This window comes from Lutispora thermophila DSM 19022, from assembly GCF_900142105.1.
Taxonomy (GTDB): domain Bacteria; phylum Bacillota; class Clostridia; order Lutisporales; family Lutisporaceae; genus Lutispora; species Lutispora thermophila.
The window spans coordinates 1-12,778 of record NZ_FQZS01000013.1; the positions used below are offsets into that span (position 1 = coordinate 1).

The following is a 12,778-nucleotide window of genomic DNA, read 5'->3' on the forward strand; positions in this document are numbered from 1 at the left end:
ATCACAGTATACAAGCTCTAGATTCTCAGAATATATATCAGAAATTAAATTCATTCACTCATTCAGTTCTAAGGGAAATCCCTATGACAATGCCTGTATTGAGTCTTTTCATGCTGCCCTAAAAAAGGAAGAGGTTAACCTAGTAACCTACTACGATTTTAATGCTGCAAGACTGGCAATTTTTGAATACATAGAATCCTGGTACAACAGAAAGAGAATCCATGGTAGCATTGGGTATATTACCCCTCAGCAATGTGAGGATATGGCTAGAAAATCAGCATAGTAAATCCGAGTTTTTGTGTCTAAAATATTGACATAGGTCCAACTCTAATCGTCAGTGGTAGGTGAATTTAAACTGTTACTTTTCAAGGAGGTTAATTATTATGGTAGCAGGACATCTACGGGAAAAAAACGGGTATTTCCATATTATCCTCAACTATAAAGATATTTATGGAAAACGCCAAACAAAGTCCATCAGCACAGGACTTCCCATAAAGGGTAACAAAAAACGTGCCGAAGCGATGCTTTTGAAAATCAGGAAAGAGTTTAACCCCGATACTGCAATGAGTGACAAAAACGCTTTGTTTGCAGACTTCCTATCAAAGTGGCTGAAAGATGTAATAAACAAAGTGGATGCTGAAACATATGCACTCTACTCATACGATGTTAAAAACTGTATCATCCCTTACTTTAAGAATACCGCCATTAGGTTATCAGAAATGAAGCCGAGGGATATAGAAAGCTACTATCAGTATGAGAAAACAGAAAACAGTGTATCAAACAGTACCCTTCTCCAATATCATGAAGCCATCAAAGAAGCCTTGCAATACGCTGTGGAGCTTGAATTGATTCGGGATAATCCGGCGGACAGAGTGAACCCGACCTCTGGTGAAGTACAGATATTGTTTACCGACTTCCTGCTGGAATGGCTGGAGATGATGAAAAACAGTGTTGAGATGACTACATTTGCGTCTTATTCCTACTGTATTAAGAGCAGCATTATTCCTTATTTTGAAGGGAAAAAGATAAAACTGAAAGACCTGACCCCAAAGCACATACAGGATTATTACCGGTATGAGCTTAATGAAAAAGGATTGAGCGCCAACACAGTTATTCATCGTCATGCAAACATCCGCAAGGCTTTGCAGTACGCTTTCAAGATTGGACTGATTAATTTCAATCCTGCCGACAGGATTGAGCGGCCCAGAAAGGAAAAATTCGTAGGCAGTGTTTACGATGCAAGCGAACTGGAAACCTTATTCGCTATCGTAAAAAATAAACGGATAGAACTGGCCGTGATTTTAGGCGCGTTTTATGGACTTCGCCGGAGTGAGATCGTAGGGCTAAAATGGGACGCTATTGATTTTGAAAAAAAGACATTGACGATTAAACATACGGTAACCGAGGTAACACTGGATGGGAAAATTACTACCATAGCAAAAGACCGTACAAAGACAAAATCGAGCTACCGCACCCTGCCGCTGGTTGCACCATTTGAAGAATTGCTCCGCAGGCTGAAGGCTGAGCAGGAACTAAATCAAAAGGTTTGCGGCAAGGCGTATTGCAAAGATTACCTGGACTACATCTATGTGAATGAGATTGGAGAAAGAATCAAACCCGGATACATTACGCAGCACTTTGCAATCGTCTTAAAAAACCACAATCTGAAGAAAATACGTTTCCATGACCTTCGACACAGTTGTGCCAGCTTATTATACGCCAACGGAGTCAGTCTGAAAGAGATTCAGGAATGGTTGGGACACAGCGATATTTCTACAACATCGAATATCTACACCCACCTGGATTTCAGCTCGAAGGTCGCTTCGGCCAATGCAATTATCGGCGTATATCCCACTTAAGCGGGAGGAACGCCAATACGGCAAGGAGGCGAAAGGCAAGTATAAATGAAACTAAAGAAAAAAGCTCTCAAATCGGCCTAGACAGCGTTTTAAGAGCTTTTGGTTTCTATGGTGCCGAAGGCCGGACTCGAACCGGCATGGGGAGTACCCAACGGTTTTTGAGACCGCCGCGTCTGCCAATTCCGCCACTTCGGCAAGTTTATTTTAATTTTCCTCTCCCTGACCCACCTTTAGAATTAGGAGGGACATTTAGGAGGGATATTAAAACCAAAACAATTATTTTGTTTTCAAGAACCCCGTATTATCAGGGTTTGCACACACCGACGGGTGAAAGCACGAAGTAGATTTTGAGTCATGTGCGTCTGCCAATTCCGCCACTCCGGCGCTACGTTATTTATAATATCACAGATAAACATAAAAAGCAACAAAAAATTTATTGTTAGTGGTTCAAATTTATTGTAGAGAAAGGAAGAGTAAAAGCATGTTGACATTTTATTTATATTAGGGATCCGTCATAGTAACTAAATCATAAAAATAAATAATTGAAAGTGAGACAGGGGAAATTTTAAGCGTAAATCAAGACTTTCTTATTTTTCCTTTTTGGTCTGATATTTGCTTTAAATACTTATGGGTAGTCTATATACGCTAGCAAGGACTTATCCGAAGCAATACAACAAGCAGGTTTCAATTCCTTATAGGTAGTCTATATACTCAGTCCCAAGGCTAAGATACATCTTAAAAAGTATCGTTTCAATTCCTTATAGGTAGTCTATATATATTCTTCACACTCAAAAGGATTTTCCTTCGCTTCATCGTTTCAATTCCTTATAGGTAGTCTATATACGATATCCTCAATCAGAAACTTATTGATATCAAGAAGGAGTTTCAATTCCTTATAGGTAGTCTATATACCAAGCTTTGTTTCCAATTGATTCACCCCAATTACAGTTTCAATTCCTTATAGGTAGTCTATATACTCCTCGATTGTATCCGGCAAATACTCTTTTGAATATGGTTTCAATTCCTTATAGGTAGTCTATATACGATATCCTCAATCAGAAACTTATTGATATCAAGAAGGAGTTTCAATTCCTTATAGGTAGTCTATATACCAAGCTTTGTTTCCAATTGATTCACCCCAATTACAGTTTCAATTCCTTATAGGTAGTCTATATACTCCTCGATTGTATCCGGCAAATACTCTTTTGAATATGGTTTCAATTCCTTATAGGTAGTCTATATACGCTAGATGTATGTCAGGACTGTTCAAACGAATTATTAGGTTTCAATTCCTTATAGGTAGTCTATATACGCCTTTTTCACCAGATGACAAATATCTTCCTAAATAGTTTCAATTCCTTATAGGTAGTCTATATACGCGTCACAGAAAACTATAGATATCATGCAAAGATTAGTTTCAATTCCTTATAGGTAGTCTATATACTTTGAAGCAAGCAACTGGGGCAGTAGAAAGAGATATTAGTTTCAATTCCTTATAGGTAGTCTATATACTGGCTGGCGAGGAAGCTTCCAGACCTAAATCAGTGTTTCAATTCCTTATAGGTAGTCTATATACCCGGCTCCGGAGGGCTGCTTAAACCAGCCTGAAAGAAGTTTCAATTCCTTATAGGTAGTCTATATACCCCGTGCACATAGCATATTTACTATATTCATATTTTATCATGATTATCTGATTTATGGCAGCTAAAGTTATTATGCTTTGATTTTGGCTGATTTTTATTTCTATCGATGTCCCATGTTTTTTGCAGGATTACAGGTCGATAGAAAATATAAAAATTTGGATTAAGTTTTTAATTCCATTACTTATCTTTTATAATATCATATATTTGTAAAAATGTGCATAATTAAGGAAGCGTTAAGAGCATCAAATAATTGTAAGAAAAAAGAACAGCTCCAATAGTAATTTTGCATTAAGTTCATTGTCAATAATTTGTCATTGATTTCCAAAATATAAAACTGTTTTGTACTAGCATATATGATATAATTTAATATAATAAAGTAGAAAAAACTGATATTATGGAGGAGAGCTATGGATCCAATCACACACGGTGTCGTGGGGCTGGCAATTGCAGCTTTTACAGGAGAGACAGTATCGATTGCCAGCCCCTATGCAATGGGAAGTATGTTAGGAGCTGTGATTCCTGATGCAGATATTATAATGCAGCTAAAGGGAGATTACAGCTATCTCAAAAACCACAGGGGAATGTCCCATTCCATTCCATTTATTTTTTTGTATGGAACAGTTATTACTGCTGTATTGTCGTTTCTGTATCCTGAAGCATCATTTATAAAACTGTTTCTATATGCTGTATCAGGATGTATATCCCATTTGTTGCTGGATATTACAAACTCTTATGGTGCCCAGGTGTTGTGGCCTGTTTACAAGAAAAAAATTACTCTGGATTTGCTTTTGGTTTATGACCCCATGTTGATAATTGTATCTCTAGCAATTGTTATTCCCAATATAAGAAGCAAAATTCACCCAGTAATATCTTTAGCAGTGTTTTTCATGTATTTGTGTGCCCGTTACTGCATGAAACTTTATGTGAAAAAGAATGTATTGGATAATTTTAAAGAACAAGGGCCGGTAATGTTTATACGAGTTTTGCCATCTATGATAGGGCTTGTAAAGTGGCATTTTGTCATAAAAGTTAAAGGTAAAATGATAATCGGTGAGTTAAACTTATTACCCAGGAAACTTAAGATTATTGATACTATGAATGAACAAGACAAGAAACTCATTACGGCTGTAAAGAATACACCAATTGCCAAGTTTTTCAGTGAGTTTACTCCCCTATTTCATATAAAATGTCAGAAAACAAACAGCGGGTATGAGTACAGCTTCATAGATTTGAGATATTACGTAGCAAAGGATTTTTTACATCATGCCACTGCAGTAATGGATGAAAATTTTAAGCTGGTGGCTTCAGTATTTCATCCATATCATAGGACAAGGAATGTGGAAATATAGGTATTTTTCAATACCTATATTTTTTTTACTTTAATACGTGTATAATAGGACATATATAACATAATCAAATCAGCTATGAAACTTTTTTTGCTTGTTTTTAGTCTAACTTAAAGGGGTTACTGAGTAATAGGGGAGGGATAATATATGGAAGAGATGGAAAAGCTTCTTGTAGCTAAGAGTAAGAAAGGCAATATAGAGGCTTTCGAGGAATTGATAAGCAGCTATGAGAAAAAAACCTATAATATTGCTTATAGAATCATGGGCAATGAAGAAGATGCCAAGGATATGGCTCAAGAAGCCTTTATAAAGATATATAAATCTATCGAGAATTTCAGGGAAGAATCATCTTTTTCTACATGGCTTTATAGAATAGTAACAAACGTATGCCTTGATGAGCTTAGAAAGAGAAAGAAAGCCAATGTGATACCTTTGGAGATGAATGTAGAGACAGATAAAGGTTCAGCCATAATTGAGCTAAGTGCAGAGAAAGAAACGCCGGAAGATATCTATGAAAAAGTGGAAAAAAAGGAATTGATACAAAACGCCATTTCTTCCCTTGCAGAAGATTATAAAACCGTAATTATACTTAGAGATGTACAAGGCTTTGGTTATGAAGAGATAGCAACCATACTCAACTGTTCCCTGGGTACTGTAAAGTCAAGAATAAACAGGGCTCGAAATTTGCTTAAGGACAAGCTTAAGCACCAATTGGAACTTTACGAAAAAAAGAGCGTCTAATTTTTAAAGGGGAGGGAACAAGAATGGATTGCGAATTAGTAAGAAGTCTTATGTCTTCATATATAGATAGAGATATGAATGATATAGATAGAATAGAATTTGAAAAGCATCTGGAAAGCTGTTCCGACTGCATGGAAGAGTATAATTTGCTTTTATCCACTATAGCTTATTGCAACAATCTAGAAGAAATCGAATTACCCGAAACCTTCCATCAAGATCTCATGGCAAAAATCCAGGATATGGGTTCTGATAAATCTAAGAAAAGCTTCTTTAAACGCAACTGGAGATGGGTATCAGGAGTTGCTGCTGTATTTTTGGTAGTTGTTATTGGGTTTTCTTCTTTGCCTGGGTTGGCAGGACTCAATAAAAAAGATGAAGCCATTGCAAAAGAGATGGAAAGAGAGTTTGGAGGTTATGGAATTCAGTCATCGGCTGTTGAGAATTCAAAAGCAGAAGAAAGACAAAACGATATTGATATGGAATTCTCAAACTCATTAGATATGGCTTCAGCAACGGATAAGGCATCATATGCCTTAACTATGGGAGCTCCTGAGGAAGTTACAACTGCCAAGGAGAAAGCAATTCAATCTGAATCACAGGTTTATGAAAGAAAAGTAATTACTAACGGCAGCATTTCTTTGGAAGTTACTGATTTTGACAATAAGATGGAAAGTATAGCTGACTTGGCAGAGAGAAATGGTGGTTATGTAGAAAGCTCCTATGTGGATAATATAATAAGCTATGAAGCAGATGGCAAAAGCGAGAAGTTGAAAACAGGAAATCTGACTCTTAGATTGCCTGCTGCTAAATTTGGTTCAACAGTTGAAGAGATAAAGACCATGGGTGAAGTTATAAATGAGAGTACAAATTCTGTGGATATTTCCGAGCAATATTATGACACCGCTACAAGGATTGTCAATCTCGAAGTTCAGGAAAACAGGCTTAGAGAATTGATTTCAAAAGCACAAAATGTGGATGAAATATTGAAAATAGAGAATGAGCTTAACCGGGTCAGAAATGAAATAGATTTGATGTCCACAAACATGAATAGATGGGATAATCAAATAAGTTTATCCACACTATATGTAAATCTCAAAGAAGTAAAAGCCGGAAAGTTGGAGAGCATAAATGTTCCTACGGTATGGACTAATGCATATAATGGGTTTGTTGGAGCTATAAACACTATTCTAAGAGGCGGACAGAGACTGTTTATACTCATTATTTCGACTATACCCTATCTGATTATACTAGCTGTACTGATACTAATAGCATATATTGTTTACAATAAGAAAAAAAGGAAAAATAAATAGAAGAAAGTTTCTAAATTAATATATTATAATAATCAAGGAAGTTTTAGAAATTTATAAAAAATCGGATTGCTATAAATCCGATTTTTTATAATGCTAGGAAAGTATTAATTTTTAATTTATACTTTCCGTAAAGCATTTCAAGAAAGCCTTCCTAGTAAACTTATTATTTTAGGGATAAATTTCTTGGTGAACTTAGAGAACGGTTTAAAAAGTGTTCTTTCGCAGTAAATAAAGTAGTTTGCGTTATATTGAATAGATATTAACTCATAAATAAATTCAGAAAATAAAGAATATTATTGACAGTTTTCTGCCTACTTTATATAATTGTAGATATTCAAATCAATTATAACACATATATACAGGAAGGAATGCAGCTATCAATTCACTTATATTATCAAGCTATTAAATATTAAGTTATTGCAATAGGAGGGGAGCATATGAGACTAAGTATATCTCAAAGAATATCATTACTAATATGCTGTTTAATTCTTGCAGTATCAATAGGTTTGGGTTCTATAGGCATAAAGCTCAGCTCAAGTTCCATACTTAATCAAACCAAAGATGCACTGTCCATATCTGCTAATGATGGAGTTGAGATTATTGAAGGAATTATTGGAAAGGATGTAGCTGTTCTATCAGAGTTAGCCAGACATGAAAGTATAAAGACTATGGATTGGCATATGCAGCATCAATACTTAATCTCTAATATTTCAAGACTAGGTTTTTTGGATATGGGAGTAGTAACTTATGATGGAACAGCCTATTATGCATCAAAAGATGCCACTGCATATCTTGGGGATGAGGATTACATAAAAAAAGCTTTACAAGGGCAAAGTAATGTTTCAGATGTGTTTATTAGCAGTGATACAAATGAAGCTGTATATATAATTGCAGCTCCCATTGAAAGGGATAATATAGTTGTGGGTGTATTGATTGCAGTGAAAGATGGTATCACATTGAGCAATGTAATAGATAATATGGGTTTTGGCAACAATGGCTATGCATTCATATTGGGCTCCGATGGCACTGTGTATGCTCACAAAGATCGGAGTTATGTGAAAAATCAGAGAAACATATTTAAGGATATTGAAACAAATGGAGACTTCAAAAATATTGGGTTGGAAATGCAAAAATTAGGAATGGGAAATAGAGGTATTATAAACTATGATTTATTAGGCAGCAAAAGGATTATGGGCATTGAACCAATACCTAGCACTGGTTGGGTATTAGCTATAGGAGCTCATGAAAGCGATGCTCTTTCAGGTTTAAATAGATTAAGAAGAGTTTTGATAATTGGAACTATGGTATTTATAACAATAGGCCTCATAGTTTCAGCTTTATTAGGGAGTTATATATCAAAGCCTATTATTGAGTACTCAAAAATCATTGAGGGATTATCTAATTATGATTTAAGATTTGATGAAAAGAGCAGAGCTTTAAAGTATGCAAAACGAAAGGATGAAATAGGGCATATAGGCAACTCACTGATTAATATGAATGGAAATTTGAAAAGCCTTGTTAAGCAAATATCCGAGATATCTGAGCAAGTAGCCTTGTCTTCCGATGGACTGACTGCTACAAGCCAGCAATCTTCTAATGCTTCTGAAGAAATCGTTAGAGCAATAGAAGATATATCACAGGGAGCCAATGAGCAGGCAATTGATACAGAAAAGACTGCTGCAATTATTGAGGAACTCGGGAACTTGATTGATAGAAATAAGAGGGATGTTGACAATTTGATTTCAGCGATTGAAGCCATAAAATGTCTCAAAGAAGAAGGTTTGCAGGTTGTAAAAGATCTTGTAGAAAAGACCCAATCTTCTGGAGAAGCTGTTAAAAATGTTAATAGTGTCATTTTAAGTACCAATGAAAAAGCAAAAAAAATACAATCTGCAAGCCAGATGATAAAAAACATAGCGGATCAGACTAACCTTCTAGCTCTTAATGCTGCAATAGAGGCAGCAAGGGCTGGAAAAGCAGGAAAAGGATTTGCTGTAGTTGCCCAGGAAATAAGGAAACTGGCAGAAGGATCCAATAAATTCACTGGAGAGATTGAGGAAATCATCCGAGAGCTTACAGCAGAAACCGGTATGGCAATTGATGTAATGGAAGATGCAAGGAAAGTAATAGAACTACAGGCCGAAAGCGTTGAAGTGACCAACGAAAAATATGCAGGCATTGCCATTTCCATAGAAGATATGAAAAAGTATGTTGGAGAAATAAATAAATCTGAACAGCTTATGGAGGCTAAAAAGAATGATGTAATACAAATAATGCAGAACTTATCGGCAATAGCACAGGAAAATGCAGCAGCCACAGAGGAAGTATATGCATCAGTAGAAGAGCAAACTGCTGCCATAGCTGAAATTGCAGATGCCAGTGAAGCTCTGGCTAGGATGTCAGATGAAATGCGACAAAGCATAATCAAGTTTAAGTATTAGAATTTTGAATCAGATTCTTAGGAATCTGATTCTTTTTGGTAAGCATACACTCCAAACTTTTTTGTTTCGATATAAAGGGTTTTTCAAAAATGTATGGAAATAATAAGATTAAACTAATTTTGGAGGATATGTGGGATGGAAAAGGATGTTATCATTATTATAGATGGCAACAGTTTGATGCACAGAGCATTCTACGCTTTACCGCCTTTGACAAACAAGGATGGACTGCATACAAATGTTATATTTGGATTTGTAAATATGATAAATAAGCTTATTGAATTATATAAACCAAAGTATATTGCAATTGCATTCGACCGCAAGGAACCCACCTTCAGACATAAGGAATATGCAGAATATAAGGCTAAAAGGCTGAAAATGTCTGAGGATATGGCAGAACAGATACCTTATTTAAAAAAAGTTATAGATGCTATGAATATAAAAAGATTGGAACTGGAAGGCTATGAAGCCGATGATATAATAGGGACCCTATCTAAAATGTCTGATAGAGAGAATATAAAGACATTGATAGTAACGGGTGATAGGGATGCTTTTCAGCTTATAACCGATAACGTTCATGTGCTTATGACTAAGAAGGGTATAAGTGAGATGGAGGAGTACGACAGAGATAAGCTTTTGGAGAGGTACTCCATAAGCCCAGAGCAGGTCATTGACCTTAAAGGGCTTATGGGTGATGCTTCTGATAATATACCGGGCATACCAGGCGTTGGGGAGAAAACGGCTTTAGAATTGCTTAAACAGTTCGGTACTATTGAGAATATATTGGAAAATACCGATAACATTAAAAAGAATAAGATAAGAGAAAATGTGGAGAACAATAGGGATATGGCGCTGCTATCCAAGAGGTTGGCCACAATAATTACGGATGCCCCATTAGATGTACATATTAAAGATTGCGAATATGAGGAGCCGGATTATGAGTCATTAGCCCAACTATATGAAATGCTGGAATTCAAATCATTTCTGCAAAAAATAAAAGCTGTACATTTAAAAAGTCAAGATAACCAGGTAAATGTAGATGCAGATATAGATGTAAGTGAAATAAATGATTCCATGGCATTGAAAGGGCTTATGAGCAAAATATTACAAGAAAAAAAGATAACATTTAAGATATCACAAGATGATAATGGCAGTCCTGATTATGTATTTATTGCAGTGCAAAGCCAATATTTCTATATTCCAATAAATGGTGCTGCCATAGATTTCTTAAAGGATGTCATGGAAAATGCAAACATAGAAAAAGCAGGACATGATATTAAGTCGGATATATTGATTTTAAAGACCATAGGTATTAATATAGAAAGCATAATATTTGACAGTATGATAGCTGCCTATTTGCTTAATCCGTCGAAGCCTGATTATAAGCTGAAAAGCATATATAATGAGTTCTTTGGCAACATCATAAATGATTATGAATCAAAAGAAGGAGATAAGGTAAAAAACTACGGCAATAGCTTAAAAGCCATAGATGAGTTGATGAAACCCATGATGGATAAAATTAGAGAAATGGGTATGGAGAGTCTTTATAAAGATGTAGAACTTCCTCTGGCGGAAGTGTTGGCTGACATGGAGCATGAAGGTTTTAAGGTAGACAAAGATAGACTTCGTGAACTTTCTGCCTTATACTCAGAAAGAATTGATAAACTGACACAGGAAATATATGAGCTTGCAGGAGAGGAATTTAATATCAACTCAACAAAGCAGTTGAGTGTAATACTATTTGAAAAGCTTTCATTACCTCCTGTGAAGAAGACAAAAACAGGATACTCAACAGATGTGGAGGTGTTAGAAAAACTTTCAGACAAACATCCCATCATAGATAAGATATTGGAATACAGGCAATTACTGAAGATAAAGTCCACCTATGTAGATGGTTTTATAAATATAATCAATGAAAAGACTGGAAAGGTACATTCTAAGTTCAATCAGACAGTAACTGCTACCGGGAGGCTCAGCAGTACAGAACCAAACCTTCAGAACATTCCGGTTAAAACAGAGAACGGCAGAGAAATCAGGAAGGTATTTGTTCCTAAAAATGAAGACTATGTTTTAGTTGATGCCGATTATTCACAAATAGAATTAAGAGTTCTGGCTCATATTTCAGGAGATGAAAGCCTTATTCAATCTTTCATATACAATGAGGATATACATACCAGAACTGCCTCTGAAGTTTTTGGAGTTGATAAAGAATTGGTGAGTCCTTTGATGAGGAGCAGGGCAAAGGCAGTTAATTTTGGTATTGTATATGGCATAAGCGACTTTGGGCTTGCCAGGGACCTTAAAATACCGAAAAAGGAAGCGAAATTGTATATCGACAACTATTTTGCCAGATATCCCATGGTAAAAAAATATATGGATGATATTGTTAAGGAAGGCAAAGAAAAAGGATATGTAACAACAATACTAAACAGAATAAGATACATACCTGAACTTTCATCCGCTAATGCGGTGCAGAGAAGCTTTGGAGAAAGAATAGCGATGAACACTCCTATACAAGGTAGTGCTGCAGATATTATAAAAATCGCAATGGTGAGAGTATATAAAGAACTCAAAAACAGAAAGATGAAATCCAAGCTTATATTGCAGGTGCATGACGAGTTGATTGTGGAAGCACACAAAGATGAAGTTGAAGAAGTGAAAAAAATCGTTAAGGAAAAAATGGAAACGGCTTTTGATTTGAAAGTACCGCTTATTGTTGACATAAATGTAGGCATGAGTTGGTATGAGACAAAATAATACAACGTATTTTGGAGGAGGTTAGCGTGGTTATTGGATTGACAGGAGGCATAGCCAGTGGGAAAAGCACAGTGTCTTCATTGTTGAAAAAACTAGGGGCTTATATAATAGATGTAGATGAAATAGGTAGAGATGTTGTGGAGAAAGGAGAAAAAGCATATAATGAAATAGTTGATTATTTTGGAAAAGATATATTGCTGCCTGATGGGCAAATAAACAGAAAAGCTTTAGGGCATATTGTTTTTTCCGACAGAGATAAGTTAAATAAGTTGAATTCTATTACGCATCCACATATAATTGATAGAGTAAAGGATATTATATCAGAATGCAAGTCAAAGGGCATAGAGATTATGGTTGTAGATGCGGCTATACTTATTGAAATGGGTTTGCATTCAATATGTGATATTGTATGGCTGGTAAAAGTTGATAAAAATATCCAACTTCATAGGCTTATGGAAAGAGATCATTATTCCTATGAAGAGGCTAATAACAGGATAATGGCTCAATACAGCGATGAAAAAAAAGCACAATTTGCAGATGTAATAATAGATAATAAGGGAACTTTTGAAGAATTAGAAGAAGAAGTGAAGAAGCAATGGACTAAAATAGTTAGTGAATGTCAAAAGGGGAGAAATTGTTGATCATTAGAAGAAGAGGAAGATTTTTAATTGTAGTAACAGTTAT

Annotated in this window: 8 protein-coding genes, 1 tRNA gene and 1 CRISPR repeat array; of the genes, 8 read left to right on the top strand and 1 reads right to left on the bottom strand. The window is 35.6% G+C overall.

What is annotated here, in order from left to right:
• On the top strand, positions 1–283 hold a 283-nt coding region (locus BUB48_RS09975; RefSeq protein ID WP_139249963.1), incomplete at its 5' end, for an integrase core domain-containing protein.
• Between the two features lie 100 nt (positions 284–383).
• On the top strand, positions 384–1,859 hold the full coding sequence (locus BUB48_RS09980) for a tyrosine-type recombinase/integrase (protein WP_073026101.1): 1,476 nt from the start codon (positions 384–386) through the stop codon (positions 1,857–1,859).
• Between the two features lie 109 nt (positions 1,860–1,968).
• On the opposite strand, the gene BUB48_RS09985 is transcribed toward BUB48_RS09980, so the two are convergent.
• Positions 1,969–2,054, bottom strand: a tRNA-Leu gene (locus BUB48_RS09985).
• 419 nt (positions 2,055–2,473) lie between these two features.
• Positions 2,474–3,502: a CRISPR direct-repeat array (repeat unit 30 nt; unit sequence GTTTCAATTCCTTATAGGTAGTCTATATAC).
• Between the two features lie 407 nt (positions 3,503–3,909).
• Between BUB48_RS09985 and BUB48_RS09990 the strand changes: the two genes are divergently transcribed.
• The 6 genes from BUB48_RS09990 to coaE all read left to right on the top strand — a co-directional run bounded on the left by BUB48_RS09990 (position 3,910) and on the right by coaE (position 12,735).
• Positions 3,910–4,851, top strand: a complete 942-nt coding sequence (locus BUB48_RS09990; RefSeq protein ID WP_073026102.1) for a metal-dependent hydrolase — start codon at positions 3,910–3,912, stop codon at positions 4,849–4,851.
• Positions 4,852–4,995: 144 nt separating this feature from the next.
• Positions 4,996–5,589 carry an RNA polymerase sigma factor gene (locus BUB48_RS09995; RefSeq protein WP_073026103.1) on the top strand — a complete coding sequence of 198 codons (594 nt, stop codon included), beginning with the start codon at positions 4,996–4,998 and terminating at the stop codon, positions 5,587–5,589.
• Positions 5,590–5,612: 23 nt separating this feature from the next.
• Complete coding sequence (locus BUB48_RS10000) at positions 5,613–6,899, top strand: DUF4349 domain-containing protein (RefSeq protein WP_073026104.1); 1,287 nt, start codon at positions 5,613–5,615, stop codon at positions 6,897–6,899.
• A 437-nt stretch (positions 6,900–7,336) separates the two neighbouring features.
• Positions 7,337–9,340 (top strand): methyl-accepting chemotaxis protein, encoded by a 2,004-nt coding sequence (locus BUB48_RS10005; RefSeq protein ID WP_073026105.1) that lies wholly within the window; start codon positions 7,337–7,339, stop codon positions 9,338–9,340.
• Between the two features lie 135 nt (positions 9,341–9,475).
• Positions 9,476–12,094 (top strand): DNA polymerase I, encoded by a 2,619-nt coding sequence (gene polA / locus BUB48_RS10010; RefSeq protein ID WP_073026106.1) that lies wholly within the window; start codon positions 9,476–9,478, stop codon positions 12,092–12,094.
• 26 nt (positions 12,095–12,120) lie between these two features.
• Complete coding sequence (gene coaE, locus BUB48_RS10015; protein WP_073026107.1) at positions 12,121–12,735, top strand: dephospho-CoA kinase; 615 nt, start codon at positions 12,121–12,123, stop codon at positions 12,733–12,735.
• Positions 12,736–12,778: the final 43 nt, after the last annotated feature.